The organism is Candidatus Paceibacterota bacterium (assembly GCA_035546035.1).
In the GTDB taxonomy this organism is placed as follows: domain Bacteria; phylum Patescibacteriota; class Minisyncoccia; order Phycocordibacterales; family UBA6065; genus UBA6065.
Window position 1 is genome coordinate 155,849 of the sequence record DASZXC010000008.1, and the last position, 25,972, is coordinate 181,820.

Below are 25,972 nucleotides of genomic sequence, written 5' to 3' on the forward strand. Positions count from 1 at the left end.
GCAGGTTTCTGCTAAGGACAGACCGACGACGTGGCAGGACCCGACGAACCCTTCGATGCGCCCATAGAGTCTACGCACCAATAAGTCGAGGTCGAGACGAGCTGCGCCGATACCGCCCATGCCGTCTGGGTTCCGGCAGGGGATGCGTAGCATGCCACTGCAGGGGACGTAGATGCCAATGCCGCTATCTGGTCGCTCATCTTCGGGTCGGCGACGAATATCGAGCCAGAGGTCGAGCATGACGAGACCGTGCCTGCCGCCGATCCGTAATTGCCCGCGCCGTCGAAATAGAGCTCCGCTTGAGGGCGAAGGGAGACGAGCTGCGCCTTTACGGCCGCGTCGCTGCCCTTGTTTCGCGCCGAATTCAACGATGCGAGCACTACCGACGACAATATGCCGATGATAGCGATCACAACGAGGAGTTCGATGAGGGTAAAGCCTTTCTTCAAATTCTTCATATCGATCAAAAAACTAATAATGCTGTGTTTTTCAGCTCGAGGATAAGTATAGCAGGCGTTTTCGGCCCTCATTTGCTTTATTTTCCCCAGTGGGGTAGTATGACCCCCACAAGAGAAGCACGGCTTCTTTTTTGATTTCAGTTTTATTTATTTGGGATATTAAGAGAGCCTACGGAGCCCCCAGCTCCGCGCTCGCGCAAACCAATGAAGAAATTCATCCTTGGCACTAAAAAGGCCATGACGCAGGTCTTCGACGCAGAGGGCCGCGCCTTCCCGGCGACGGTCCTTTCGGCAGGCCCTGTTACGGTCACGCAGGTAAAGACGGTAGACAACGACGGATATTCGGCTTTCCAGGTCGGCTTCGGCGACCAGAAGGAGTCTCGCCTCGGTAAGGCTCTTGTCGGACATATGAAGGACAAAGGCGCCGGCAATTTCCGACACCTCGGCGAATTCTGCGTTTCCGCGGAAGAGGCCGCTAAATTCAAGGTCGGCGACAAGATCGACCTTTCCATGTTCGCCGTAGGCGATACGGTTTCGGTTCGCTCGGAATCGAAGGGCAAGGGCTTCCAGGGTGCCGTCAAGCGCCACCACTTCAAGGGCGGTTCGCGAACCCACGGCCAGAAGCACTCGGAGCGCGAAGTCGGTTCGATCAACGGCAAAGGCCGCCACAGCTCGGGCCGCGTCAACAAGGGCAAGCGCATGCCGGGACGCATGGGCGGCGACATGGTCACCGTCAAGAATCTCAAGGTCCTCCAGGTCCGCCCGGAGACCAATGAACTCGTTATCCACGGCTCTCTTCCCGGTCGAAAGGGAGTTCTCGTATCTATCGTCGCGTAATCTTCACATACACGAATATGAAAAACGAAACTAAAGCAGTAAAGAAGGCGGCAGCGCCAAAGGCGAAGGCTCCAAAGGCAGCAAAAGCTTCTGTCGGCCTCGAGGCGACGATCTATAACACCAAGGGCGCATCGGCAGGCACGGTCAAGCTCCCTGAAAAGGTCTTCGGCCTTCCATGGAATGCTGACCTTGTCCACCAGGTCATGCACTCGATGATGTCGACCGCTCGACAGCCTATTGCTCATACCAAGACCCGCGGGGAAGTGCGCGGCGGCGGCAAGAAGCCATGGCGCCAGAAGGGCACCGGTCGCGCTCGACACGGCTCTACCCGATCGCCTCTTTGGGTAGGCGGCGGCGTCGCTCACGGCCCTCGCAACGACAAGAACTATGATCGCAAGGTCAATAAGGGCGCGAAGGCGAAGGCTTTCCTCACGCTCCTTTCCAAGAAGTACCGCGACGGCGAGGTCATCTTCGTCGAATCGCTCTCGTTCTCGGCTCCGAAGACCGCTGAGGCTATCTCGGCTCTTGCCGGCCTCGCCAAGAATAAGGATTTCAGCAAGCTCGTCACGAAGCCTAAGAACGCGGCATTCATCGCTCTTTCGAAGAAAGACGTCAACGTCGAGAAGTCCTTCAGGAACGTCCGCGCAGTCTCCGTAGACGAAGTGCGAAACGTCAACCTCCTCGATGTCCTCACCAACAAATTCCTCGTCATCGAGAATCCTACGGAGTCGCTCAAGGTTATCGAAAATAAGATCTAATACCATGTCGCTTTTCAACACACAAAGGAAGAAGGCCGGCAATGCGACCGCAGGCGAGGACAAGGCAAAGAAGACCAAGGCCGTCGCCGTAGTTAAGCCTGCCAAGGAGGATAAAAAGGAAGCAAAAGCAAAGAAGGAGTCCAAGGACGAAAAGCGCGCTGCAGCGGCTGCGGGCGTCGTCTTCGACAAGAAGTCGGTCATCATCAAACCCCGCGTCACGGAAAAGGCAGGCATCCTCTCGCAGTCGGGCGTATACACGTTCGATGTGAAGGTAGGCGCGAACGTCCGCCAGATCGCTGACGCTATCGAAGCCGCATACAAGGTCACGCCGGTAAAGGTCTCGACCGCTGCGGTAAAGGGCAAGGCCATGTTCGCTCGCGGCCGAAAGGGTTCGACTTCGGCAGGCAAGAAGGCCTACGTCTATCTCGAGAAGGGACAGACCATCGAATTCATATAATCTAAGTAATTATCAATCCAATGAAATCATATCGACCAACATCTCCAGGCAGGCGCCAGATGCAGACGATCAACTTCAAGGAGTACATCACCCAGAAGGATCCTGTTAAGGCTCTCACCTATGGCCGAAAGCGCGACGTAGGACGAAACGCGGCAGGACGCGTTACCGTGCGCCACAAGGGCGGCGGCCATAAGCGCCTCTATCGCGACATCTCTTTCATGTATGACAAGAAAGACATTCCTGCGACCATCAAGTCCATTGAATACGATCCGAACCGATCGGGCTTCATCGGCCTCGCGGCATATCGCGACGGCGAGCGACGCTACGTCCTCCTTCCGAAGGGCGTAAAGCCAGGCACGACCATCGTGACCGGCGTCACCGCTCCTCTCCAGCCAGGCAACGCTCTTCCTTTGAAGAAGATCCCTGTAGGCACCTTCATCTACAACATCGAGCTTAAGCCGAACTCCGGCGCAAAGGCGGCTCGTGCAGCAGGCATATTCGCCCAGGTCATCGGTAACGACGCAGGCTATACCATGATCAAGATGCCTTCGACCGAAGTCCGAAAGGTCCACGAAGAGGCATTCGCTACCGTCGGCCAGGTATCGAACGACGAGCACTGGCTCGTGAACTCGGGTAAGGCAGGCCGCTCGCGATGGCTGGGTATCCGCCCGACGGTCCGTGGTACCGCGCAGAACCCGGTAGACCATCCATACGGCGGCGGTGAAGGCCGACAGGGCCGCGGTCTCCGAAGGCTCAAGACCCGATGGGGCAAGCCGGCCGGCAAGGGCCAGAAGACCCGTACGCCGAAGAAGTACTCGAACGTCTTCATCGTTTCGAGGCGCAAGGTTGGAAAGGATAGGAACAATATTCAGTAATGAAACAAAAAAACGGCCGGATGGCCGTTTTTTTGTTTCTATGCTTGAATGGATTAAACTTCTTTAACTTATGACTGCTACTCCGTTTGAAATAAAACTTATCGGCAAGATGGCTCTCGCGAATGAAAAGATTAAGAAGATTCCTCGAAAACTCCATGCGGCCACGTGTCCCATCGAAGGACCGTCGGGAGGAGAGAAATGTAATTGTGGGGCTCAAGATTTCAATTCGAACCTTGATGGGATCGTCAACGATCTTAAGGTCGATTAATCTCTTTGCAAATCTGGCCACTCCATTGGTCGGGTTTTTTTGAGGAAATCGTTGTTTAATAGCGAAAAGTCTTTTACCTATGTCATCCATAAGCCCAGACGTCAGCGATGCTCCGCCCATGGACGATTCTATGCGGCAGTTCATCGCGAAGATTCCAAAAATCCTTCGAAATGCATCGAATTGGTAAACAAGATCAGCAAAGAGCATGGAGGAGCAGAGGGATTAAGTCCCTCTATTCACAAGAGAGCTAAGGAGCTCTCTTTTTGTTTGCTTTCTTAGGCTTTAGCCTGGATGATAGAATGTTCCTTATAGATCAATGTTAATTAAACATGATTAAAGTAGAATTTGATAAGGGGAGGGGATTTAATCCGCACGTTTCCGATTTCTTAGATGCTCATAAGGAAATGACGTTACTTGGACTTGCATGGGCTTTGTTTTGGAGATTTTCAGTCGCATATGGCGCTATAGGCATTATTTTTGCAACTTTGTCTAACATTTTAGGCTGGTAATGCAAAATATTTGACTTATTTCCGTCCTCTGATAGGATATCCACCACTAGCTTCGGAATGGGCACTAGACGGTAGAAACTAGGTAAAAGCCTAGTTTTTATCTTCCACCAGTTGTTTCTAGCAACTATAGCCCAGACGCCCGAGCTGTAATCCATTGTTTCAACACAGCAAATGACGCGATCCCTTTCAAAAGGACTGAACGTAGATCCAAGGCTTCTCAAGAAGATCGAGGGCAAGAAACCCCAGGAAACCGGCGTTATTAAGACGTGGCTTCGCGCATGCCACATTTCGCCTGAAATGGTGGGTTTCAAGTTCGGCGTCCATAACGGCAAAGACTTCGTCGAGGTCCTCGTGTCGGAAGACATGGTAGGTCACCGCCTCGGCGAATTTTCTTTGACCCGCAAGTTCACCAAGCACGGCGGCAAGATGCAGAAGGAGCTTGAAATGAAGAAGAAGGAGTCTGAAATGGCGGCTGCATCGGCAGCTAAGGCCGCTACGACCGAGAAAAAGGCCTAATATCTATATATTCCCATGGTCACCGCATCTCTCACTAACTATCGCCAGTCTCCTCGCAAGGTCCGCCTCGTCGCGTCTTTGATCAAGGGCAAGACCGTCGCGCAGGCTCTCGATATGCTCGGCGTGACCACAAAACGCGCTTCGGATCCATTGGCCAAGCTCATTAATTCGGCAGTCGCTAATGCCAAGAACCTCGGCGTAGCAACAGAGAACCTCTACGTAAAGGAGTGCACCGTGAACCAGGGCGTCACCATGAACCGCTATATGCCGGGCGCCCGCGGCTCTGCGTTCCCGATCAGGAAGAAGTCGAGCCACGTAAAGCTCGTCCTCGAGACCAAGGAACCGAAGGCCAAGAAAGCAGCCAAAGCAAAGGCTCCTAAGACAACCAAATAATTACTATGTCACACACCGTACATCCATACGCGCATCGCCTCGGCATCATCAGGGACTGGAAGTCCCGATGGTTCGCAGGTAAGGGCAAGTACCAGGAGAACCTCAAGTCCGACGTCCTTTTGCGCGAATTCCTCGCCAAGAAGTTCCGCGGCATGTACGTCGCCGACCTCAACATAGAGCGCAACGAGAAAGCCGTCCGCATCATCATTACGACCTCGCGACCGGGCGTAATCATCGGCCGACAGGGCGAGGGCGCGGTAAAGCTCAAGTCCGATATCCTCTCGTTCATGCAGAAGAACGGCTCCAAGCTCGCAAAGGGTCAGGACCTCAAGATCGACATCGAAGAGATCCGATCGCCTGAATCTAATGCGGCTATCGTCGCGTACATGATCGCCGAATCCCTCGAGAAACGCCTCCCGTTCCGCCGCGTCATGAAGCAGACCGTCGAAAAGGTCATGGCTAACCGCGATGTGAAGGGCGTCCGCATCTTCCTCGGCGGCCGCCTCGGCGGAGCTGAAATGGCGCGCGTCGAAGACATGAAGAAGGGCCAGGTTCCTCTCCAGACCTTCCGCGCCGACATCGATTTCGCTCGCGAGAAGGCTCACATGACCTATGGAGACATCGGCATCAAGGTCTGGATCTATAAGGGCGAGGTTTTCAATAAGAAGGAGGCCGCTCGTCCTAACGCCGCTAAATAATACAAACTCCCATGCTTGTCCCTAAAAAAGTAAAGTACAGGAAGTGGCACGTGATGCGCAAGAACCCTTCGAAAGTGGGTATGGAGACCCGCGGCACGTACCTTTCGTTCGGATCGTTCGGCCTCAAGGCTATCTCTGCGGCTCGCATCCGATCTGAGCAGATCGAATCGGCCCGCAAGGTCATCTCTCGCGAGATCGGCAAGAACGGCAAGCTCTGGATCCGCATCTTCCCGGACATGCCGTATACCCAGAAGCCTGCCGAAGTTAAGCTCGGCAAGGGCAAGGGCGATCTCCAGGGCTACTGCGCTCCGGTAAAGCCCGGCCGCGTGCTCTTCGAAGTGGACGGCATCGACGAAGCTATGGCCCGCGAGGCTCTCCGCAAGGGCGGCACCAAGCTCCCGACCAAGACGGTCATAATCTCCCGCGAGATCGCGTAATACGACGTAACACTTAATACCATGTCTATCTTTAGCAAAAAACCAGCAGCAGAGAAGAAAGCGGACGCCCCGAAATCCGTCGCCTCTTCGACGACCGCTAAGGCCGGCGAGGGCAAGATCCTTCAGGGTGTCGTCGTCTCCGCAAAGATGAAGGACACTGTCGTCGTCAAAGTAGACCGCTTCGTAAAGGTCCCTAAATACGAGCGCTTCATGAAGGTTTCGAAGAAGTTCAAGGCTCACGACGCCGGCAACACCAAGAAAGAAGGCGACAAAGTCACCATCGTCGAGTGCGCGCCTATCTCCAAGGACAAGAATTTCATCGTAGCCGCATAATCATTTAATCAACTCCCATGCTTCAGCCACGCTCAATAGTCGTAATAGCAGACAACTCCGGCGCAAAGATAGGCCGCATCTTCAAGGTGCTCGGCTCGGCCGCGAAGCGCTATGCGGAGATCGGCGACGTCGTCGTGCTCTCGGTTCAGAAAGCCGAGCCTCGCAAGGCCGTCAAAAAGAAGGACGTCCTCCACGCAGTCGTCGTCCGCACCGTAAAGGAAGCGAAGCGCAGGGACGGCTCGTATATCCGCTTCGACGAGAACGCGGTCGTCATCCTCGAAAAGGGCAAGAAAGAGCCTCTCGCCGGACGCGTCTTCGGTCCTATCCCTCGCGAGCTCGCGGAGAAGGGCTTCCAGACCATCGCGTCGCGCGCAGCCGAAATCGTTTAATACACACCACCATGCACGTAAAGAAAGGAGACAAAGTGATAGTTTTGGCAGGGAAGGACGCAGGCAAGACCGGCGAGGTGGTTAAGTCTATGCCTAAGGAGAACAAGGTCATCGTATCTGGCGTCAATAAAATGAAGCGCCACATGAGGCCTCGCAAGCAGGGCGAGAAAGGCCAGGTCATAGACAAGGAGATGCCCCTCCACGCATCGAACGTCGCAAAGGCGAAGTAATTTCAGTAACGACACCATTATGAAAACTCTCAAAGAAAAGCAGGTCGCCGCATTCGAAGTCATGAAGAAAGACTTCGGCTACAAGAACGCCATGCAGGCTCCGAAGGTACTCAAGGTCGTCGTATCGGCCGGCGTAGGCTCGTTCAAGGACAAGAAGAAGATCGAACTCGCAGGCGATAGGCTCATGAAGATCACCGGCCAGAAGGCGGTATTGAAGGGCGCCAAGAAGTCCATCGCTTCGTTCAAATCGCGCGAAGGCGATCCAATGGGCTACCAGGTCACGCTGCGCGGCGTAAAGATGTGGAACTTCCTCGAGAAGCTCGTGCATATCGCGCTCCCTCGAACCAAAGACTTCCGCGGCCTTCCTGCGGCTTCGATGGACGGCATGGGCGGCTACTCGATCGGCGTCAAAGAGCACTCGATCTTCCCGGAGACGACCGATGAAGAGCTCAAGGACGTCTTCGGCCTCGGCGTGACCGTTCTCACGAACGTCCGCAAGAAGGAAGAGACCAAGAAATTCCTCGAACTCCTCGGTTTCCCGATCAAGAAGGCGTAGTTTGACAGGGCGGTGTCGGTTTGATAGGATGGCTTTACAAAGCTTTTCCCAAGGCTTTTTATTTTTCGCCGGGCATTTTCCCGGCTTTCCCACAGCAAATGGCAAAAACTTCAGTAGTAGCGCGAGCGAACAAGAAACCTAAGTTCTCTACGAGGGTTGTTCGACGCTGCTTCCGCTGCGGTCGCAAGAACGGCTTCATGCGCGACTTCGGCGTATGCCGCATCTGCTTCAGGGAGTTGGCTAACGACGGCCTCATCCCAGGCATCAAGAAATCATCCTGGTAGACCATTATTAATTTAGGCAGTAGCGATCGGAGGACACTGACAGTTACGACCGAAAGCTATACGCTAAATCACATGCGAGACCCAATTTCAAACCTCATAACGAACCTCAAGAACGGCTCCGCCGCGAAGAAAGACGTCGTGGCCGTCCCTCTTTCCAATTTCACCGAAGCCGTCGTCGCGGCTCTTTCGCGTAAAGGCTATGTAAAGCCCGGCATCAAGAAGGGTAAGAAGGTCGCGAAGACCCTCGAAGTAGGTCTTATCTATGTCGAGGGTAAGGCTCGCATCACGGACGTGAAGCGCCTCTCGAAGCCTTCGAAGCGCCTCTACAAGGGCTATTCCGAGATCTTTCCGGTCAAGCAGGGCTATGGCTCGACGTTCGTCTCTACCCCGAAGGGCATCCTCTCGGATGACGAAGTTCGTAAAGAAAAGGTCGGCGGCGAGATCCTCTTCCAGATCTGGTAATTTCTCATACAAAATCACATGTCACGCGTAGCAAAGAAACCAATAGCGATACCAGAGAAGACGACCGTAGCCGTTAACGGCCAGACCGTTTCCGTAAAGGGCCCGTTGGGCGAGATGGTCCGCGACTTCAAGCCGGGCATCGAGTTCAAGGTAGAGAGCAATGCTGTCACCGTCGCTCTCCATCGCCCGGAAGATTATATGCTCTGGGGCACGTATGCATCGCACCTCAAGAACATGATCAAGGGCGTCAACGCTGGCTTCACCAAGAAGCTCATCATCGAAGGCATCGGCTTCAAGTCCGATGTCAAGGGGGCAAAGCTCGCTCTTTCGCTCGGCTTCTCGCATCCGATAGACCTCGATATACCGAAGGATCTTAAGGTGACCGCAGATAAGAACGTTATAACCATCACGGGCGTTTCGAACGAGAAGGTCGGCGAATTCGCTTCGAAGATCCGCGCATTGAAGAAGCCGGAGCCGTATAAGGGCAAGGGCATCCGATATGAGGGCGAGGTCATCCGCAGGAAGCAGGGTAAGAAAGCAGCGTAATCCTTCGTAACAATCCTATGAAACACAACATCAAAAAGGAAAAGAGGATACGACGCCACAAGGCGATCAGGACGCGCCTTTCGGGCACCGCTGAAAAGCCGCGTCTCGCGGTATTCCGCTCGAACAAGTTCATGTACGCCCAGCTTATAGATGACGCTGCGGCGAAAACGATCGCGTCGGCGACGTCGCATACGGGCAAGAAGGCGAAAGCCAAGTCCGCAAAGAAGGTAGATGCCGCATTCGCGGTCGGTAAGGCAATAGCCGAAAAGGCGGTCGCTCTCAAGGTGAAGGCGGTCGTATTCGATCGCGGAGGCTTCGGCTTCAAGGGCCGCGTCGCGGCTCTCGCTGCGGGCGCTCGCGAAGGCGGACTCAAATTCTAATAATTAAAAGTATGAACCCAGAGAACGAGAACAAGACGACGGCTCCGACTGCAGCTCCTGCTGCGGCCGCTTCGACGACGGCTTCGGCCGCTCCTGCAGAGAACCGCGATCGCGATTTCCGCGGATTCCGCGATCAGGCAGGAAGGGGGCAGGGAGGCCGCGGTCGCGGTCCCCGCAAGGGCGACACTCGCGCCCCTCGCGCGAAGCCGGAGTATGACTCCGTCATGCTCAATATCCGACGCGTTTCCCGAACCGTCGCCGGCGGACGACGCTTCGCATTCTCGGTCGCTCTCGTCGCAGGCAACAAGAAGGGCATGGTGGGCGTCGGCCTCGGAAAGGCGGGCGACACCGCCCTTGCCATAGACAAGGCTACCCGCAACGCCAAGAAGCACATGATCAAGGTCAATACGACCAAGGACATGTCCATACCTCACGAAGTCTCGTCGAAATACTCGTCGGCCCGCGTCTCGATCCGCCCTGTGAAAGACCGCGGCCTCGTCGCGGGTTCGGCGGTCCGAACGGTCCTCGAGCTCGCCGGCGTCAAGAACGTCGCCGCGAAGATCGTCTCTCCTTCGAAGAACAAGCTCAACATCGCCCGCGCCACGATCGACGCCCTCGAGAGCCTTAACCTCGTCCGACCGGTCGGCTCCAAAAAGGCTTAATACACAAATCATATGCAGCTTAACAACATCAGCAGGAAGACCCCGAACGCAAAGACGCCCCTCATCGGTCGCGGCGGCAAGCGCGGCAAGACCTCGGGACGCGGCACCAAAGGCCAGAAGGCCCGTGCCGGCAACAAAAAGCGTCCGGAGATCCGCGATTTCATCAAGCGAATGCCGAAGCTTCGCGGCTATGCGTTCAAGTCGTTCGCGAAGAAACCCGTTCTCGTCGCTCTTTCGGCCGTCGAAAGGGAATTCAAGGCGGGTGATCGCGTCGAGCCGGCTACGCTCGTAGCCAAGGGTCTCGTTCAGAAGACGGAAGGCAACTTTCCTCGCATCAAGCTCCTCACGTCCAAGGCTTCGACCAAGCAGGGCGCGGTAGAGATCACCAAGAAACTCGTCGTTTCGGGCGTCGAAGTGTCCGCGGGCGCGAAAGTGGCCCTTGAAAAGGCGGGCGGTACGGTGCATGCTTAAAAGGACGGGTTAGACCCCTCATATGAACGCTTTTTTCGAAAAAATCTCTCACGTCTTCAGGGATAAGAACTTGCGCAAGCGCATCCTCTTCGTCGTCGGCGCGCTCGTCATATTCCGTCTCCTTACCATGATCCCGATCCCGGGCATCGATACGGCGAAATTGGCGTCCCTTTTCGCGAACAGCCAGTTCCTCGGCCTTCTCAACATATTCTCGGGCGGCGGCCTTTCGAACCTGTCGATCGTCATGCTCGGCGTCGGTCCGTACATCACGGCGTCTATCATCATGCAGCTCCTCACCATCATGGTGCCCTCGCTCAAGGCCATGTATCAGGAGGAAGGCGAAGCCGGCCGCGCGAAGTTCGCGCAGTACTCGCGCCGACTCGCATTGCCGTTGGCTCTCATCCAGGCATTCTCTTTCATCGTCATATTCCAGCGACAGGGCATCATCGCCGACCTCACGGTATTCAGCCTCCTTCTGAACATCTTCACCATCGCCGGCGGCTCGATGCTCCTTATGTGGCTCGGCGAGCTCATCACTGAATTCGGATTGGGCAACGGCACGTCGCTCATCATATTCGCCGGCATCGTCGCGCGGATCCCGCAGGGCATTTCGGGCGCGCTCGCATCGTATGATCCGTCCCAGCTTCCGGTATATATCGCTATCGTCGCTCTCGCGGCCGTCATCATATACGGCGTCGTCGTCGTCACCGAGGCGGAGCGACCGATCCCGGTCACATATGCCAAGCAAGTCCGCGGCATGAAAGTCTACGGCGGTGTTTCGACATACCTCCCGTTGCGCCTCAATCAGGCAGGCGTCATTCCTATCATATTCGCGCTCTCGATACTCTTGTTCCCGCAGATGCTCTTCAATTTCTTTGCCGTCTCGACGAACGAGGCCTTGAAGCACGTCTCGACCGTGGGACTTTCCCTCATCAACACGCCGTGGCTCTATGACTCGTTCTACTTCATCCTTGTCTTCGTCTTCACGTACTTCTATACGGCGGTGACGTTCGATCCGATGATGATATCGGAGAACCTCCAGAAGTCAGGCGCATTCATCCCGGGCGTCCGCCCCGGCCAGTCCACGGCCGAATACCTTTCCAAGATCGTCACGCGCATCACTCTTGTGGGCGCCCTGTTCCTCGGCATCATCGCGGTATTGCCGCTCGTTCTCAGGACCATTTCGGGCATCACGACTCTTGCTATCGGCGGCACCGCGCTTCTCATCGTGGTCTCTGTGGTGCTGGATGTGGTCAAGAAGCTGGATGCGCAAGTATCCATGCGAGAGTATTAATCCTTAAAAATCCCGCTCCGGCGGGATTTTTTATTTCCTGAAAGTCCTATAAAATAGAAGCATGAAACATCCCATCACGGTGGTCTTCTTCGGCAAGTCGGGCGCGGGCAAGGGCACGCAGGCGACGCTTCTCCTTAAAAGCTTCGAAAGGCTGGACGCCGCCCGCCCGACCATATACGTGGAGACTGGCCAGAAATTTAGGAACTTCGTGAGCACGAGCCCGTCATACATGGCGAAAAGGATATATGAGGTCATCCATGCCGGAAAATTCCTCCCCCCGTTTATTCCTATCTGGATGTGGACGCAGTTCTTCGTGGACGAGATCAAGACGGGCGAAGAGCATATGGTATTCGACGGCGTCTGTCGCCAGCCGGAAGAAGGGCCGATCCTCGACTCGGCGCTTCAATTCCTGGGCCGCATAAAGCCGGTCGTTATCTTGCTCGACGTCCATCATGACGAAGTCACCAAGCGCCTTCTGAAGCGCGGTCGTCACGACGACACCCATGAGAAGATCGCATCGCGCCTTGCCGCATTCGAAAAAGAGGGAATGCCGTCCGTCACTTATTTCAAAACCAGCCCGCACGTGAAATTCGTGACCGTGAACGGCGACCAGCCCATAGAAAAGGTTCACGAAGACGTACTCGCCGCGATCGGGATCGAAGGTAGACTATAAGCCCGTCACAGGGTAGTCTGTGGTCATGGCCATACGGCTCAAATCCAAGGAAGACATAGCCATCATGCGCGAAGGCGGCAAGCGCCACGCTTTCATATTAAAAGAGCTCGCCGGCATGGTCGCTCCCGGCGTCTCTGCGCAGGCGCTCGACGATAGGGCGGCGGAATTGATAGCTGAAGGCGGCGACGCAGCGGCGTTTCTGAACTACAAGCCCTATGGTGCCAAGCGCCCGTTTCCGGCAAGCCTCTGCGTGTCCGTAAATGACGCGGTCGTTCACGGCATACCGAACGAACGGCCGTATATCATCAAAGAGGGCGATATCGTATCGCTCGACCTCGGCCTCGTCCATAAGGGTTTCATCACCGATATGGCCGTGACCGTCCCTGCAGGAGAGATAGACAAAGGAGCGGCGGCGCTTTTGAAAGCGACGAAAAAGGCGCTCGAGCTCGGCGTGAAACAGGCCAAAGCAGGGAATACCACGGGACATATCGGCGAAGCCGTCGAATCGTTCATCGCGTCTCTCGGCTATGGCATCGTCGAAGAGCTCGCGGGCCACGGCGTCGGATATGAGGTCCACGAAGACCCGTACGTTCCGAATTACGGAACCGCGGGCGACGGCGAAGCTCTCGTTCCCGGCATGGTCATAGCCATCGAGCCTATCGTCACCGAAGGATCGGGCAGGATCTTTTTGGATAAGGACGGATACACCTACCGCACCAAAGACGGCAAGCGCAGCGCACATTTCGAAGTGACCGTCGCCATCACCGAAAAGGGAGCGGAGGTGCTGACAAAATAATCCCACTGCTTCGGCACGCGATAGGGTATAATGTCGGGCATGCAACACCCGAAAAAAGAACGCACGCTCGTCATCGTGAAGCCTGACGGCATCCAGAGAAGCCTGGTCGGAGAGATCATCGGCAGGTTCGAGCGCATCGGATTGAAGATCGTCGCTGCAAAAATGACGGTCGCGACGCCTGAACATATCGAGGCGCACTACACCTTGGATTCGAACTGGCGCCGCGTCACAGGCGAGAAGACCATCAAAGCCTATACCGACAAAGGCCAGAAACATCCGGTCAGCCAGGATCCTATCGAAGTCACGGACGTCATACTGAAAAAGCTCAAAAAATACATGACGAGCGGGCCGATCATCCCGATGGTGCTCGAAGGCGCCCATTCCGTCGCCATCGTCAGGAAATTGATAGGCTCTACCGAGCCGCTCTCGTCCGATGTCGGCACCATTCGCGGCGATTTCGTCCTCGATTCCTATGCCATGAGCTACGCCGACGACCGATCGGTGCGAAATCTCGTCCATGCATCGGGTTCGGTAGGGGAAGCGGAGCAGGAGATCAAGCACTGGTTCAAGCCGGAAGAGATTCTCTACGGCTAGAAACTTTTTCGACCGCCGGTCGTATTCATTTACTCTTTCCTTTTTTCGTTTTGCAGGCTTTGTCCCCACTTGTACCTCGGAGAAGGGAGATTATAATGAAATGGGTTATTCGAAAGATTAACTCTATAACATTTTTTTAGGGAAATAGCGCATTGAGTCCGATCTTGGTCGGACGTTACGCTTCCCACCTAGTGCAAACTAGGGACAATCTTCCGAATGACCCCCAGAGAACCCGTTCTCATCCCCGTGAGAACGGTTTTTCTATTCCGGACGGGCGCGCAGAGGCGTTTGACATAAAGTACTATAAGGTGTATAATATAATAAAGTTCATTGAGTAGAGGAAACCAAAACCGCCCGAATAAGGGCAAGGAGATACAATAATGAGCACACATGCAGGATTCGCGGCCGCCGCTCCGGCGTTTAGCCGGCTCGGCGCCCTCTTCAGGAGATTCGCCGGTAGGGAAAGCGCGTTTCGCCCTGTACGGGGCGGCGTTCAGAACGGGATCATCCGCTTCAAGCTCACGGGCCGGGGAATGACCGATGAGCAATGGCTTGCCCGTTTCAAAGCCAGGGGTATCCGGGTCGAAGACCAAGCCAGAAGCGTGCTCCGTACGTCGGAGTTCAAACCTGCCGAAGGCGTCGTCGCTGCGGAGGTTGCGATCCTGAAGGACGCGATCTGGCGCGGCTGCGATCGGAGCACCGAGAATATCCGGGTCTTCGCCGCCGGGCATGGGCTCGGACGGCCGAATGCCGACCTCGCCTGCCTTATCCGCGACTCGCTCTCGGACCAGGAGATCGAGGCGATGGGCCTCCGCTGGATCGTCGCCATGCACGAACCGATCAAGGATCCCTATGGCGATCCCGGCCTCCTCGCCGCAGGGCCCGGCCGCTGTCTGGATGCGTATTGCGTCAGGCCCGGCCAGACTTGGAAGCGAGGGATCGGTTTTGCGTTCATCGTCCCTCAGGCAAGCCCTTGAGGCCGCGTCATAGCCCCGTTCCGGTTTACCGGAACGGGGCTATTTTTTCGCGTGCTATACTTTTTCTATGTTCTGGAACCGATTCCTCTTTCCGATGCTCGCCGCGCTGGTCGCCGTTGCCGGCCTGAACTGGATAGGCGGGGCCGAAGGCTATTATTTTACGACCGCATGGTACGATTGGCCCGTACATTTTTTGGGCGGCGTCTGGTCCGGGCTCTTTCTGCTCTGGATATTCAATCTCCCGCATATGGGTCGCTTCAAGCGGTTCGCTTCGCTCGAAGCCGTATTGGGCCTCGTATTCCTCATCGGCCTCGCATGGGAGGGATATGAGCTTTTCTTCGGCCTGACGAGCCTCTACAAAGCGGGATACGGCTTCGATACGTTCCATGACCTCGTGAACGACGTTCTCGGCGCGGCCGCGGCGTTCTGCCTTACCCGCCGAACTATCGCTCGCGCATAATGAAAGGATTCACGCTCACAGCATGTGCGGCGGTGGGGAATGCCACAGGGGCGAACTTCCTCGTAGAGACCCCGGAGACGTCGTTCCTCGTCGACTGCGGCCTGGTCCAGGGATCGCAGTTCGCTCAAGATGAAAATCGAGAACCCTTTCCTTTCGATATTCCCAAGGTATCGTTCCTCCTCGTGACCCATGCGCATATGGATCATGTCGGCAGGATACCGAAGCTGGTCCGCGAAGGATTCAGCGGGACCATATATTCGACGCCGGAAACGAAAGAGCTTGCCGCGCTCATGCTCGACGACGCGGTAGGGCTCTTGGACAGGGAAGCGAAAGAAAAGAAGATCGCGCCTCTGTACGAGCGCTCCGATATCGCCCGCGCCATGGGCCTCTGGAAGGCGATCGAATACCATGCGCAGACGGACATAACGCCGGATATCTCTGCGCTCTTCAAGGACGCCGGGCACGTCCTCGGCTCCTCTATCATCGAAGTGACGCTCCGCAATGCCGCCGGCGACAAGGGCGTTACGATCGCGTTCACAGGCGACCTCGGCAATTCGCCGACGCCGCTCCTGCGCGACACGGAATATGTCACGAACGCCGATTACTTGGTCATGGAATCGGTCTACGGCGACAGGAACCACGAGCCGAAGGATGTCCGCGACCAAAGGCTCAAAGACATACTCGGCGCAGGCCTCCGGCGCGGCGGGACGGTGGTCATTCCCGCGTTCTCGCTGGAGCGGACGCAGGTCATTCTGTACGAGATCAATAACCTGATCGAATCAGGAGCTATTCCGCGCGCTCCGGTATATCTTGATTCTCCTTTGGCCATAAAAGTGACGGACGTATACCGCAGGCATACGGCGGATTTCAATAAGAAGATACAGGGCGCTATCGAAGGAGGCGACGATATATTCGATTTTCCCGGCCTGCGCATCATCGGGAATCCGCAGGAATCCGCGGCGATCCACGGTATGAAAGGGGCCAAGATCGTCATCGCCGGTTCCGGTATGTCGGTCGGCGGCCGCGTCCTGTCGCATGAAGCGTTCTATCTTGGAGACCCGGACGCTACGATACTGCTCGTCGGCTATCAGGTGCCGGGCAGCCTCGGCAGGAAGATAGAGGAGCGCGCGTCGAAGCTCGTCATCAATGGCCAGCCGGTGCGCGTGCGCGCTCGTATAGAGAAGATCAGTGGCTATTCTTCGCACAAAGATTCGAACGGCATGGTCGAATTCGTGTCGCATGCGTTGCCGAGATTGAAGAGGGCGTTCATCGCCATGGGAGAGACTAAATCTTCCGCCTTCCTGGCCCAGCGCCTTCGCGATGAGATCGGGGCGAATGCGATAGTGGCGGAGAAGAATAAGTCGTACGAACTAAAATAAACTCCGAACGCATATAAAAACCACCCCAGGGCTTGGCGGGGTGGTTTTTATATGCGTTCGGAGTTACTTTACCTTCGCAACGATCCTGTCGAACGTCTCCGGGTTGTTGTGAGCGAGGTCGGCGAGGATCTTGCGGTCGATCTGGATGTTCGCCTTCTTCATGGCGCCCATGAATTTCGAGTAGGAGAGGCTCTTTGCGTCGAGAGCCGCGTTGATCTTGATTATATTGAGGGAGCGGCGGTCAGATTTCTTGTCGCGGCGATGGGCGAACGCGTATGCGCCCGCGTGCGAGATAGCCTCGTATGCCGCGCGCTCGTTCGTAGAACGGCGGAAGCGATAGCCCTTTACCTGCTTGAGGACGTTGCGGCGGGTCTTAAGCGCATTTACTCCTTTTTTGACGCGTGCCATGGGTGTTTAAGTTAAAGATATCGAGAATTATCGGATGCCGGCGAGAAAGCGCGCCTTTTCCTTGTGGGTCATGTGAAATTCGACGGTCGAGCCCTTCTTGATCTGCGATCGGCCCGATTCCTTGGCGTTGAAGTGGTTCTGGCCGGCGCGGCGCACGAGAACCTTGCCGTTCCTCGTCACTTTGAGCCTCTTCGCGAATGACTTGTTCGTTTTCATGAGATAAAAATAGCCCGAATGGGCGATAGGGCTATATTAGCGCATTTCCCGGATTTGTCCAGCGTTAGGCCCTTTCGATGATGGTCGTAAGACCTTTCGGGCTTTTCGTGGGCTTTTCGGCTAGCTTATGAGGCTCGGTCACGAGAGTGAGGATGCGCTTGAGGCGCTCTTCGAGGAATTTCGGATCCATGTATTTAGACCTGCCCGGAAGGAAGAGGTCGAGCTTGATCCTGTGGCCTTCTTTGAGCCATTCGGACGCTTTCTTGGCCTTGAGCTCCAGATCGTGCTCGCCGGTCCCTATCTTGACCTGTAACGACTTTATCTCGATGACATGGGCCTTTGCTTTCTGAGCTTTTTGCTTCTTGTTCTCTTCGTACGAGAATTTGCCGTAGTCGGTGATCTTGGCTACAGGCGGGACGGCGTTAGGGGAGATCTCGATGAGGTCGAGTCCGGCGCCGTGCGCCTTTTGGAGCGCTTCGGAGAGGGAAATGACGCCATAGTTCTCGCCCTCGGGGCCGATGACGCGCAATTCCAGCGCTTTTATCTGGTGATTTATTCGAGTCCTGTCTTTGCTCATGAGACCCTATAAAAGCATATTTAGGCATATAATGGAAGCATGTTCGATGTATCCATTCCGGTCGCGTTCCTCGCGGGGCTTGTCTCGTTCGCGTCTCCGTGCGTCCTGCCGATCATTCCCGGCTTCCTCGCATACATAGCGGGTTCGGCCGCGTCATCAGAAGCGTCCCGGACGAACTCTCGCGACGTATTCCTCGCGAGCGTCTTCTTCGTGCTCGGATTTTCGGTCGTGTTCGCGCTTCTCGGCATACTTCTGAATACCGTCCTCGCCGATGCGGCGTACGGCGTTCAGACCTGGCTCGCGCGGATCGGCGGTTCGATCATCATCGTCTTCGGCCTCTATCTGGCGGGCCTTCTCGATATCCCGTGGCTTTCCCGCGCGCACACGATGAAGGTATCGGCGAAGAAGCACTCGCGTAACGTCACGTCGTTCCTGTTCGGCTTCGCTTTCGCGGCGGGGTGGACGCCGTGCGTCGGCGCGATACTCGGGGCCATCATCGCCCTGGCCGCGTCGCACCCAGGGTCAGCGTTCTTTCTTTTGCTCTCGTATTCGATGGGGCTCGGCGCGCCGTTCCTCGCCGTGGGGCTTTTCGCGGGCAAGGCTTCGGCATTCATCGAACGCTATGCGCGGACGTTCGCCCTTATCTCCAAGATATTCGGCGGCGTGCTCGTCGTCCTCGGCATATTCGTATTTACCCAAGAGCTTTCGCGCGTCGCTGATTTCGATTTCGTCAATAATATTTTGATCAAATGATGAGGAACAAGCAGATCGTCGGTCTCGTGGTCGCGATAGTCGTTATCGTGGTCAGCATCATGTATCTCCAAATGGGCAAAGCGAAGCCGGTCATCTCTGGCGCGCCTGCAGCGGAGGTGACGGCCGCCGAGGCGTCTCCATCTCTGATGCCGGCCGATTCTGCGGCGCGCATCGCGGCGAAGAGCGCCATGTATGAAAAGGCCAAAGAGATCGCCGCTCCGTCCGGGTTCGTGAATACGGACGGCCAGCCGATCACGATATCGCAATACGTGGGCAAGAAGGTCGTCCTTCTCGACATCATGACCTACAGTTGCATCAACTGCATACGCACGTTCCCGTATCTCGTCGATTGGTATAAAAAATATGAAGACAAGGGCCTCGTCATCATCGGCATACACACGCCGGAATTCGATTTCGAGAAGAACATAGATAATGTGACCGCGGCGATGAAGAAATACGGCATCACGTTCCCGGTCGTGCTCGATAACGACTATGGAACATGGTCGGCATACAAGAATCTCTATTGGCCGAGAAAGTATCTCATCGACATAGACGGATTCATCCGCTATGACCATATCGGTGAAGGGGGCTATGGAGAGACCGAGGAAAAGATACAGGATCTGTTGAAGGAGCGCGCCGACGTTTTGGGCTTGGGCGCCGCCGTGTCATCGTCGATCGACATGCCGACGATGCCGGAAGCGGTGAGCCAGGCTCCGGAGTCGTTGGATCAGAGCAGGGAGACGTATTTTGGTTCTGCGAGGAACGAATTTTTCGGCAATGGCGCTCCGGGCCGGACGACAGGCGGCATGTTCACGATACCTGACAAACCGACGCTCAACCGGTTCTATCTTGGCGGCGAATGGAGCATCCTTCCTGACCATGCCGAAAACACCGCGGTGCCGGCAAAGATCGTCTACCCGTTCGTGGCGCGCAAGGTGTTCTTTGTCGCGTCGGCCGATTCCCCGGTCGCCGTAAACGTCTCCGTAGACGGAAAGGCCCTTGCTCCGATCACGGTCCATGAAGCGCGCCTCTATGACGTGTATGCGACCGACGCTCTGGGCCAGCATACGCTCGAGCTCTCCCCGCAGGGGAAGGGGCTCCAAGCGTTCACATTGACGTTCGGGAACTAATGCCGATGGCCGGCGTGCTCGATGACGCGCATCTCTTCTTCTATCTTTTTATCATCGTCGGCGGGGGAAGGATTCTTTACGAGCATGAATACGGCGATCACGGTTGTCACCGGGACGGCGAGAATGAGCCCTATGGATCCCACGAGGGAGCGGACGATCTCGGTCGCGAACGTCTCTCGGTTCAATATGAGCCCGATCGATTCGCCTGAAGCCGAATAGAAGAGGAGGAGCAGGGGAAGCGACGCGCCGACATATGCGATGGCGAGCGTGTTCACGAGCGCGCCGATATGCTCGCGGCCTATGCGTATCGCCCGGCTGTATATAGTCCTGCGCGAGACGTGAGGGGCGATGCGGTGGAGCTCTTCGACCGATATGGCCTGGCCGATAGCGGCGTCGTACATGACGCCGAGCAGGCCGATGAGGATTCCGCCTAAAAGTATGCCCGCCAGATCGAGCGTGCCGCGGAAATTGAAATTGAGGTACGTCGCTTCTTCGTCCCCGAAACCGGCCAGCCGCGCGTAGCCGATCGCAAAATGGGCGAAGATCCCGACGATGAGAACGGTGACGACCATGCCGATGACCGCCGACGTCGTGGTCTTATTGAATCCGTGCGTTATATACGAGCCGAGGACGATGATGACCGATGAGACGACGATCGAAAGCAGGATAGGGGAATAGCCCTGGATGATTCCGGGGATGAGGGCGAAAACGATGAATGCGAGACTGCCGATGAGAGATGCGATGCCCCGCGCGCCCTGTTTTCCGCCGAATATGACGACGAGAATGACGAATATGATCGCGAGCATGCCGAGCTGGGGCAGGCGATCGGGTTCCGAGACGATGAATGTCTCGGTGCCGCCGTCCCACGGCACGAGGTGCGCCGCATAGAACGTCTCGCCTTCCTCGAGGCGGATGAGATCGTTTTTGATCGTCACGGTCTTGCCTTCGGCGAGGCCGGTAAGGATCTTCGCTTCGATATTCTGGATCAGATGAGGGGTATCAGTGCCCGGAATCATCTCCGTATTCGAATCTATGATGTGAACCACCTGGGCTCTCACGATCTCTTGCTTGTCCTGCATGACCTCCTGGCCATGCGCGCTGTTCGCGGCAAAAGCGAGGATGGAAATAAGGATAAAGAGTATTCTTTTCATGCCGCGCTCATTATACAGCGCATCGTTTGCATATGCCGAAGAATTCGAGGGTATGGTCGGTGATCTCCGCGAAGCGCTTCATGGCGAGCGAGTTTGCCGAAGGCATCGGCGCGCAGGCGTCCACCGATTCCATGGCGCCGCATGCCGTGCAGGTGATGTGATGATGATGCGGTCGGCCGATATTGGTCTCATAGAGTGCTTCGGTGCTGCCGATGTCTATCTTGCGGACGAGCTTTGCTTTCAGGAGAGTCTCCAGGGTGCGGTAGAGAGTTGCGGTGTCGTGTTTTTGCACGGATCGACGGAGCTCTTTTATCGAAACAGGGCGATCGAAATGCGAGAGGGCGGTCAAGATGTGGATCCTGGCTTTAGTCACTTTGCGCTTCGCGGTATATATATGGGTGCCGAGGGCGATCTCTTCGCTCGTATATTTTTCTAGGATGTCTTTTTTGTTCGACGGTCGGCGATTGTGCATAAAACCATGATATTCTAGTTGCAAATGATTTGCAACTAGAATATCATGGTTTTCGAGACGATATCTCGCCTCAAGTCCTCGATTTTATCTATCTAATATTTGCTCGTCCTATCATGATCATCCTGATTGCCCTCGGCGCATTAGCGGCTACGTTCTTCGGCGGTCTCTTCGCTCTCAGATGGAGCGACAAGCTCCATCTGATCCTCGGCTTTTCCGCGGGCGCTCTTATCGGCGTCGCATTGTTCGACCTCATGCCGGAGGCATTAGAGCTCGGCGGGGGATATTGGAACCTCGACATGCTCATGCTCGCCCTAGCGGGGGGATTCACCGCGTATCTTCTCCTTGATCGGATGTTCCTTATGCACTGCCATGAAGAGGACCATGACCATCGCTCTCATCACGCGCATCGCGGACGATTCGGCGCGGGAAGCCTCTCGTTCCATAGCTTCCTCGACGGCGCGGCGATAGGCGTCGCCTTCCACGTATCGCCGGTCATCGGTGCGGTCGTCGCGGCGGCGGTCTTGGCCCATGATTTCTCCGACGGTATCAATACGGTGAGCATGATCCTCCGACACGGCGGGGAAAAGAGGCAGGCGTTCCGCTGGCTCGTCGTGGACGCGGTCGCGCCGGTCGTCGGCATCGCCTCGACCTATTTCTTCTCGATATCGGAATCAGCGCTCTCGCTCGTCCTCATGGTGTTCTGCGGATTCTTTATATATATAGGCGCGAGCGACCTCCTGCCGGAAAGCCATCATAAGCACCCGACCCGCTGGACGACCATCACGACCATCATAGGCATGGCGGTCATATATATGGTGGTGCATATCGCAGGGGTTTAGGTATACTAGACCCCTATGAAAAGGACATTGAAGAAGATGAAGGACCACCGCGCGGCGTTCGGCGTCTGTTCCGGGATCGCCTATTGGATCGGCGCTCCTGTGTGGCTCGTACGATTCGCATGGGTATGTTCGGTGCTCTTCTGGGGCACGGGCTGCGCGCTCTATCTCATCCTCGCCGTATTCATGCCGACGTGGGAGAAAGACCCTGCTGATTTCGACCAGGTAACGGGACATAAAGACGCTGCCTAAGCAAAAAGCTCCCTCGAGGGAGCTTTTTTATTTGTGGAGATGCCGAGAGTCGAACTCGGGTGCAGAAAGATGTTCCAGTTGCTTCTACGCGACCTAGCGGTCTTTTGCCAGTGAGGCTTTAAGCGGGCGCACTATAAAGATTCGCGAAACGTGCGGACGCCGATCTTCGCGGGCCGAAGCCCTTCGATAAGGAGCGAAGAGTCTCCGTATCTATCCTGGATCTATAACACCGGGTCCTGCCGCGCCAGGAATGCGAGCGGGCCGATGTCGTTTAGGCGGGGCTTATTAAGCAGCCGCGTAAGCGAATGAAAACGTGTTCGTCGCGAAAGGCGATTTTACAGATTTTGCATTTGATGGGCGGAAAGTTTAGAGAGGTATCCTGCTCTATCGCGCGCAAAGGGAAGCTGTCCCTCTGTCTATGCCTGTCATCCCCATTATTCTTGTCCTTTCAATGTTCTCCTGATGTCCCGGTCGGTCTCGCGCTTTTGGATCGAAGCCCGTTTGTCGAACTTCTTCTTGCCGCGGACGACTGCAATAGCTACCTTGAGCTTTGTTCCTTTATTATACACCCGAATTGGCACTATTGTCAAGCCCTTCTTGGCTTCCATATCAGCCAATTGGCGTATTTCGGCCTTGGTCATGATCAGTCGGCGCATGCGCATCGGGTCATAATCTGCCGGAGTGTTCGTCGGCTGATAGGGAGCGATTGACATCTGCAGTATATACGCCTCTCCGCCGCGTATAGTTACATAGGCGCCGTCGAGCACGGCGCCGTGCGTGCGCAAGGACTTCGCTTCGAGGCCGAGCAATTCGATGCCGGCCTCGTATTCATCGAGGATCTCGTAGTCGAAGAAGGCTTTTTTGTTTTCCGCGAGGGCCATGCGTTCATGCTATCACACATCGCAAATCATCTGCTCGCCGTTTCGGTTTTTCTGTTATAGACTGGCCCCATATGGCAATGCAATTTCAAAAGAATCCTAAGAACAAGAATAGGAAAGATATCCCTCGGCAGAGCATGATGCGATTCCTCGGCAGCTTCGGTTCCGGGCTTCTCATATTCTTTTTCCTCATCGCGCTCTATTCGCTGCTTTCCGGAGGAGGCGATGCGGGGACGGCGATATCGCTGTCCGAGCTTTCTAACGACGTGAGCAAGGGCGCAGTCAAGGTCATACAGATAGACGGCACCGACCTGACCGCGACGTATAACGACGGCACGACCAAGACGACGAAGAAAGAGGCCGACAGCCCTCTAACGACGACCCTTACTAATTATGGGGTCACGCCTCAAAAGATCTCTGCCGTTGATATACAGATAAAAGAGCCGTCAGGATTTTCGTACTGGTTCATCGCATTGGCGCCGTTCATCGTGCCTCTCATATTCATCGGCTTCCTCGTATGGCTTCTGACGCGGCAGGTCCGGGGAGCGGGCATGCAGGCGTTCTCGTTCGGCCAGTCGAAGGCGCGGATAACCCATCCTGACGACAAGAAATCGAAAGTGACGTTCAAGGACGTCGCGGGCGCGAAGGAAGCGAAGCAGGAGTTGATGGAGATCGTGGACTTCCTCCGCAATCCGAAGAAATTCCTTGACCTGGGCGCGGTGATACCGAAGGGCATTCTCTTGATGGGCGCGCCGGGCACGGGCAAGACCCTGTTGGCGCGCGCGGTCGCGGGCGAGGCAGGCGTGGCGTTCTTCTCTATATCAGGCTCCGAATTCGTCGAGATGTTCGTGGGCGTGGGCGCTTCGCGGGTGCGCGACCTGTTCAAGATGGCGAAATCGGCGGCGCCGGCCATCATATTCGTGGACGAGATCGACGCGGTGGGACGAAGCCGCGGCGTCGGCATGGGCGGCGGCAACGACGAGAGGGAGCAGACCTTGAACCAGATACTCGTCGAAATGGACGGCTTCGAGCCGAACGAGAAAGTGATCGTCATGGCGGCGACCAACAGGCCTGACGTTCTGGACCCTGCGCTTTTGAGGCCGGGCCGATTCGACCGACGCGTCACCATAGATGTGCCTGATCGCAATGATCGCGAGGAGATCCTAAAGATACACGCGCGCAAGAAGCCGTTCGCGGAAGACGTCAATCTGAAGGTGATCGCGGAGCGCACGCCGGGCTTCTCGGGCGCCGATCTGTATTCGCTCATGAACGAAGGAGCGATCCTGGCCGCGCGCGAGAACCGTACCAAGGTCTCGCAATACGACCTGATCCGCGCTATCGAAAAGGTCATGCTCGGCCCTGAACGCAAAAGCCATATATTGTCGCAGGAGGAGAAAAAGATCACTGCGTATCACGAAGCCGGCCATGCCGTCGTTTCTTCCACGCTCGATTATGCCGATCCGGTCCATAAGATATCGATCGTCTCGCGCGGGCGGGCTGCGGGATATGTCCTCCATCTGCCGCTCGAGGACAGGAAGCTTCAATCCAAGAAAGAATTCCTCGACGACATCGCCGTGTCGCTCGGCGGATATGTCGCCGAGCGTCTGATGTTCGCGGATCTCACGACCGGCCCGTCGAATGACCTGCAGGTCTCGACCGCACTGGCTCGCGATATGGTGACCAAATACGGTATGTCCGCGACGCTCGGTCCCGTGGCATTGGAAGGCGCCGGCGGCCGCGTATTGTTCGGCCGCGGCGTCGAAGAAGGAGAATATTCGGAAAAAGTAGCGTCTGAAATAGACGCTGAAGTGAAAGCCATCATGACCGAGGGCATGAGCCGCGCCGAAAAGACCATCAAGACGAACAAAAAATTGCTCGACGCCATCGCCAAGCGATTGATGGAAGTCGAGACGATAGAGCGGGATGAATTCGAAAAGCTCCTCGTTGCTCACGGCGTTACCCCGAAGAAGAAAAAGGACATAGAGCACCAGCCATAAAAAAAGAGCCGCTCCGAAGGAGCGGCTCTTGCTATGAGCGCGCGGTCGCGCGCTTTCCCAAAAGCTCTTGGAAGAGTCCGGAGAATTCAATCCGGATCGCATGGCTCGGAATCTCCGCGAGCGGGATGACGCTCGCTCCCGATCCCAGCTCCTTTCTCTTGCCCCGAAAGGCGAAAGAATAGAAACTGCAGGCGCAGTCTTTGCCCTCGAACCAGAACTGCTCCAGAGTCTCGATCACGGGCTCCATGCGAGAGAGCGACACGTCCTCGAAATAGGGTCGGAGCAGGCCGTTGAGGAAGATGTCATGCGAATGGGCGCCGTTTATGCCGTAGGGCAGGGTGAGCCTGCCTTGCCACGGAAGAAGGACGAGCTTGCCGTCCTCCGTGAGCGGGGCGAACACGTAAAGTGCCGGTTTTATATTGAAGATCATGGTACCTCCTCGCTCTATTATAAGCCCATGCCCGATATTTGTATCCTCACCCGGTCTGGTTTAGTATAACGGAGCCTCTTATATTATATAGAGCCTGCCGCATCTTGCGCCTATAGCTCAGTTGGTTAGAGCATCGAGCTTATACCTCGAGGGTCCTTGGTTCGAATCCAAGTAGGCGCA

Annotated in this window: 39 protein-coding genes, 1 tRNA gene and 1 other RNA gene; 32 read left to right on the forward strand and 9 right to left on the reverse strand. The window is 55.9% G+C overall.

Annotated features, from left to right (window positions below):
• Window positions 1-11: 11 nt before the first annotated feature.
• Window positions 12-458 (reverse strand): type II secretion system protein, encoded by a 447-nt coding sequence (locus tag VHE10_02170; protein HVU06570.1) that lies wholly within the window; start codon window positions 456-458, stop codon window positions 12-14.
• A 204-nt stretch (window positions 459-662) separates the two neighbouring features.
• On the opposite strand from VHE10_02170, the gene rplC reads away from it, so the two are divergent.
• The 26 genes from rplC (at window position 663) to VHE10_02300 (ending at window position 16,692) form a co-directional block, all read left to right on the forward strand.
• Window positions 663-1,295, forward strand: coding sequence for a 50S ribosomal protein L3 (gene rplC, locus VHE10_02175; protein HVU06571.1), 633 nt, complete (start codon window positions 663-665; stop codon window positions 1,293-1,295).
• Window positions 1,296-1,312: 17 nt separating this feature from the next.
• Window positions 1,313-2,053: a 50S ribosomal protein L4 gene (gene rplD / locus VHE10_02180; protein HVU06572.1), complete on the forward strand. Its 741-nt coding sequence runs from the start codon at window positions 1,313-1,315 to the stop codon at window positions 2,051-2,053.
• A 4-nt stretch (window positions 2,054-2,057) separates the two neighbouring features.
• Window positions 2,058-2,510 carry a 50S ribosomal protein L23 gene (gene rplW, locus VHE10_02185; GenBank protein ID HVU06573.1) on the forward strand — a complete coding sequence of 151 codons (453 nt, stop codon included), beginning with the start codon at window positions 2,058-2,060 and terminating at the stop codon, window positions 2,508-2,510.
• A gap of 20 nt (window positions 2,511-2,530) precedes the next feature.
• On the forward strand, window positions 2,531-3,385 hold the full coding sequence (gene rplB / locus VHE10_02190; GenBank protein HVU06574.1) for a 50S ribosomal protein L2: 855 nt from the start codon (window positions 2,531-2,533) through the stop codon (window positions 3,383-3,385).
• A 597-nt stretch (window positions 3,386-3,982) separates the two neighbouring features.
• Window positions 3,983-4,162 (forward strand): hypothetical protein, encoded by a 180-nt coding sequence (locus tag VHE10_02195; GenBank protein HVU06575.1) that lies wholly within the window; start codon window positions 3,983-3,985, stop codon window positions 4,160-4,162.
• A gap of 171 nt (window positions 4,163-4,333) precedes the next feature.
• The gene (gene rpsS / locus VHE10_02200; GenBank protein HVU06576.1) at window positions 4,334-4,678 is read left to right on the forward strand and encodes a 30S ribosomal protein S19; all 345 of its coding nucleotides are present in this window, start codon (window positions 4,334-4,336) and stop codon (window positions 4,676-4,678) included.
• 15 nt (window positions 4,679-4,693) lie between these two features.
• The gene (gene rplV / locus VHE10_02205; GenBank protein HVU06577.1) at window positions 4,694-5,071 is read left to right on the forward strand and encodes a 50S ribosomal protein L22; all 378 of its coding nucleotides are present in this window, start codon (window positions 4,694-4,696) and stop codon (window positions 5,069-5,071) included.
• Between the two features lie 5 nt (window positions 5,072-5,076).
• Window positions 5,077-5,769 carry a 30S ribosomal protein S3 gene (gene rpsC, locus VHE10_02210; protein ID HVU06578.1) on the forward strand — a complete coding sequence of 231 codons (693 nt, stop codon included), beginning with the start codon at window positions 5,077-5,079 and terminating at the stop codon, window positions 5,767-5,769.
• A gap of 11 nt (window positions 5,770-5,780) precedes the next feature.
• On the forward strand, window positions 5,781-6,206 hold the full coding sequence (gene rplP / locus VHE10_02215) for a 50S ribosomal protein L16 (protein HVU06579.1): 426 nt from the start codon (window positions 5,781-5,783) through the stop codon (window positions 6,204-6,206).
• Between the two features lie 117 nt (window positions 6,207-6,323).
• Complete coding sequence (gene rpsQ / locus VHE10_02220) at window positions 6,324-6,539, forward strand: 30S ribosomal protein S17 (protein HVU06580.1); 216 nt, start codon at window positions 6,324-6,326, stop codon at window positions 6,537-6,539.
• Between the two features lie 17 nt (window positions 6,540-6,556).
• Window positions 6,557-6,928 (forward strand): 50S ribosomal protein L14, encoded by a 372-nt coding sequence (gene rplN / locus VHE10_02225; GenBank protein HVU06581.1) that lies wholly within the window; start codon window positions 6,557-6,559, stop codon window positions 6,926-6,928.
• Window positions 6,929-6,939: 11 nt separating this feature from the next.
• The gene (gene rplX, locus VHE10_02230) at window positions 6,940-7,158 is read left to right on the forward strand and encodes a 50S ribosomal protein L24 (protein HVU06582.1); all 219 of its coding nucleotides are present in this window, start codon (window positions 6,940-6,942) and stop codon (window positions 7,156-7,158) included.
• 19 nt (window positions 7,159-7,177) lie between these two features.
• The gene (rplE, locus tag VHE10_02235) at window positions 7,178-7,714 is read left to right on the forward strand and encodes a 50S ribosomal protein L5 (protein ID HVU06583.1); all 537 of its coding nucleotides are present in this window, start codon (window positions 7,178-7,180) and stop codon (window positions 7,712-7,714) included.
• 98 nt (window positions 7,715-7,812) lie between these two features.
• Entirely contained in the window at window positions 7,813-7,998 is a 186-nt protein-coding gene (locus tag VHE10_02240; protein HVU06584.1) for a type Z 30S ribosomal protein S14, read from the forward strand.
• A gap of 72 nt (window positions 7,999-8,070) precedes the next feature.
• Window positions 8,071-8,460, forward strand: coding sequence for a 30S ribosomal protein S8 (gene rpsH, locus VHE10_02245; GenBank protein HVU06585.1), 390 nt, complete (start codon window positions 8,071-8,073; stop codon window positions 8,458-8,460).
• An 18-nt stretch (window positions 8,461-8,478) separates the two neighbouring features.
• A complete protein-coding gene (gene rplF, locus VHE10_02250) occupies window positions 8,479-9,006 on the forward strand; it encodes a 50S ribosomal protein L6 (protein ID HVU06586.1) in 528 nt (175 codons plus the stop codon).
• Window positions 9,007-9,023: 17 nt separating this feature from the next.
• The gene (rplR, locus tag VHE10_02255) at window positions 9,024-9,386 is read left to right on the forward strand and encodes a 50S ribosomal protein L18 (GenBank protein HVU06587.1); all 363 of its coding nucleotides are present in this window, start codon (window positions 9,024-9,026) and stop codon (window positions 9,384-9,386) included.
• 11 nt (window positions 9,387-9,397) lie between these two features.
• The gene (locus tag VHE10_02260; GenBank protein ID HVU06588.1) at window positions 9,398-10,048 is read left to right on the forward strand and encodes a 30S ribosomal protein S5; all 651 of its coding nucleotides are present in this window, start codon (window positions 9,398-9,400) and stop codon (window positions 10,046-10,048) included.
• 12 nt (window positions 10,049-10,060) lie between these two features.
• Window positions 10,061-10,519, forward strand: a complete 459-nt coding sequence (locus VHE10_02265; GenBank protein ID HVU06589.1) for an uL15 family ribosomal protein — start codon at window positions 10,061-10,063, stop codon at window positions 10,517-10,519.
• A gap of 22 nt (window positions 10,520-10,541) precedes the next feature.
• On the forward strand, window positions 10,542-11,813 hold the full coding sequence (gene secY / locus VHE10_02270) for a preprotein translocase subunit SecY (protein ID HVU06590.1): 1,272 nt from the start codon (window positions 10,542-10,544) through the stop codon (window positions 11,811-11,813).
• A 61-nt stretch (window positions 11,814-11,874) separates the two neighbouring features.
• Window positions 11,875-12,486: a nucleoside monophosphate kinase gene (locus VHE10_02275; protein ID HVU06591.1), complete on the forward strand. Its 612-nt coding sequence runs from the start codon at window positions 11,875-11,877 to the stop codon at window positions 12,484-12,486.
• A gap of 25 nt (window positions 12,487-12,511) precedes the next feature.
• On the forward strand, window positions 12,512-13,282 hold the full coding sequence (map, locus tag VHE10_02280) for a type I methionyl aminopeptidase (GenBank protein HVU06592.1): 771 nt from the start codon (window positions 12,512-12,514) through the stop codon (window positions 13,280-13,282).
• A 39-nt stretch (window positions 13,283-13,321) separates the two neighbouring features.
• The gene (locus VHE10_02285) at window positions 13,322-13,876 is read left to right on the forward strand and encodes a nucleoside-diphosphate kinase (GenBank protein ID HVU06593.1); all 555 of its coding nucleotides are present in this window, start codon (window positions 13,322-13,324) and stop codon (window positions 13,874-13,876) included.
• 380 nt (window positions 13,877-14,256) lie between these two features.
• On the forward strand, window positions 14,257-14,853 hold the full coding sequence (locus VHE10_02290; GenBank protein ID HVU06594.1) for a hypothetical protein: 597 nt from the start codon (window positions 14,257-14,259) through the stop codon (window positions 14,851-14,853).
• Window positions 14,854-14,920: 67 nt separating this feature from the next.
• Window positions 14,921-15,313 (forward strand): hypothetical protein, encoded by a 393-nt coding sequence (locus VHE10_02295; protein HVU06595.1) that lies wholly within the window; start codon window positions 14,921-14,923, stop codon window positions 15,311-15,313.
• Window positions 15,313-16,692: an MBL fold metallo-hydrolase gene (locus VHE10_02300; GenBank protein ID HVU06596.1), complete on the forward strand. Its 1,380-nt coding sequence runs from the start codon at window positions 15,313-15,315 to the stop codon at window positions 16,690-16,692. Before VHE10_02295 ends, VHE10_02300 begins: the two co-directional genes overlap by 1 nt.
• A 63-nt stretch (window positions 16,693-16,755) precedes the next feature.
• Here VHE10_02300 and rplT read toward each other — a convergent pair whose 3' ends face one another.
• From rplT to infC, 3 genes are all read right to left on the reverse strand, one after another.
• Window positions 16,756-17,100: a 50S ribosomal protein L20 gene (gene rplT / locus VHE10_02305; protein HVU06597.1), complete on the reverse strand. Its 345-nt coding sequence runs from the start codon at window positions 17,098-17,100 to the stop codon at window positions 16,756-16,758.
• A gap of 27 nt (window positions 17,101-17,127) precedes the next feature.
• The gene (locus VHE10_02310; protein HVU06598.1) at window positions 17,128-17,316 is read right to left on the reverse strand and encodes a 50S ribosomal protein L35; all 189 of its coding nucleotides are present in this window, start codon (window positions 17,314-17,316) and stop codon (window positions 17,128-17,130) included.
• Between the two features lie 64 nt (window positions 17,317-17,380).
• Window positions 17,381-17,893 (reverse strand): translation initiation factor IF-3, encoded by a 513-nt coding sequence (gene infC / locus VHE10_02315; protein HVU06599.1) that lies wholly within the window; start codon window positions 17,891-17,893, stop codon window positions 17,381-17,383.
• A gap of 39 nt (window positions 17,894-17,932) precedes the next feature.
• Here infC and VHE10_02320 point away from each other — a divergent pair, with 39 nt between their 5' ends.
• Window positions 17,933-18,646 (forward strand): cytochrome c biogenesis protein CcdA, encoded by a 714-nt coding sequence (locus VHE10_02320; GenBank protein ID HVU06600.1) that lies wholly within the window; start codon window positions 17,933-17,935, stop codon window positions 18,644-18,646.
• Window positions 18,643-19,776, forward strand: a complete 1,134-nt coding sequence (locus tag VHE10_02325; protein HVU06601.1) for a redoxin domain-containing protein — start codon at window positions 18,643-18,645, stop codon at window positions 19,774-19,776. The genes VHE10_02320 and VHE10_02325 overlap by 4 nt, the downstream gene beginning before the upstream one ends.
• Here the strand turns inward: VHE10_02325 and VHE10_02330 are convergent.
• Together VHE10_02330 and VHE10_02335 are read right to left on the reverse strand one after the other, a co-directional pair.
• Complete coding sequence (locus VHE10_02330) at window positions 19,773-20,927, reverse strand: YibE/F family protein (GenBank protein ID HVU06602.1); 1,155 nt, start codon at window positions 20,925-20,927, stop codon at window positions 19,773-19,775. The genes VHE10_02325 and VHE10_02330 overlap by 4 nt on opposite strands.
• Window positions 20,928-20,937: 10 nt before the next feature.
• Window positions 20,938-21,399, reverse strand: coding sequence for a transcriptional repressor (locus tag VHE10_02335; protein HVU06603.1), 462 nt, complete (start codon window positions 21,397-21,399; stop codon window positions 20,938-20,940).
• A 29-nt stretch (window positions 21,400-21,428) separates the two neighbouring features.
• Here VHE10_02335 and VHE10_02340 point away from each other — a divergent pair, with 29 nt between their 5' ends.
• Both VHE10_02340 and VHE10_02345 read left to right on the forward strand, forming a co-directional pair.
• Window positions 21,429-22,238 (forward strand): ZIP family metal transporter, encoded by an 810-nt coding sequence (locus VHE10_02340; protein ID HVU06604.1) that lies wholly within the window; start codon window positions 21,429-21,431, stop codon window positions 22,236-22,238.
• 15 nt (window positions 22,239-22,253) lie between these two features.
• A complete protein-coding gene (locus tag VHE10_02345; GenBank protein HVU06605.1) occupies window positions 22,254-22,487 on the forward strand; it encodes a PspC domain-containing protein in 234 nt (77 codons plus the stop codon).
• 31 nt (window positions 22,488-22,518) lie between these two features.
• On the opposite strand, the gene ssrA is transcribed toward VHE10_02345, so the two are convergent.
• Both ssrA and smpB read right to left on the reverse strand, forming a co-directional pair.
• Window positions 22,519-22,920, reverse strand: a transfer-messenger RNA (tmRNA) gene (ssrA, locus tag VHE10_02350).
• Window position 22,921: 1 nt separating this feature from the next.
• Complete coding sequence (gene smpB, locus VHE10_02355) at window positions 22,922-23,368, reverse strand: SsrA-binding protein SmpB (protein ID HVU06606.1); 447 nt, start codon at window positions 23,366-23,368, stop codon at window positions 22,922-22,924.
• A gap of 71 nt (window positions 23,369-23,439) precedes the next feature.
• Between smpB and ftsH the strand changes: the two genes are divergently transcribed.
• A complete protein-coding gene (gene ftsH, locus VHE10_02360; GenBank protein ID HVU06607.1) occupies window positions 23,440-25,362 on the forward strand; it encodes an ATP-dependent zinc metalloprotease FtsH in 1,923 nt (640 codons plus the stop codon).
• A 31-nt stretch (window positions 25,363-25,393) separates the two neighbouring features.
• On the opposite strand, the gene VHE10_02365 is transcribed toward ftsH, so the two are convergent.
• Window positions 25,394-25,792, reverse strand: coding sequence for a hypothetical protein (locus VHE10_02365; protein HVU06608.1), 399 nt, complete (start codon window positions 25,790-25,792; stop codon window positions 25,394-25,396).
• Between the two features lie 106 nt (window positions 25,793-25,898).
• Between VHE10_02365 and VHE10_02370 the strand changes: the two genes are divergently transcribed.
• A tRNA-Ile gene (locus VHE10_02370) sits at window positions 25,899-25,972 on the forward strand.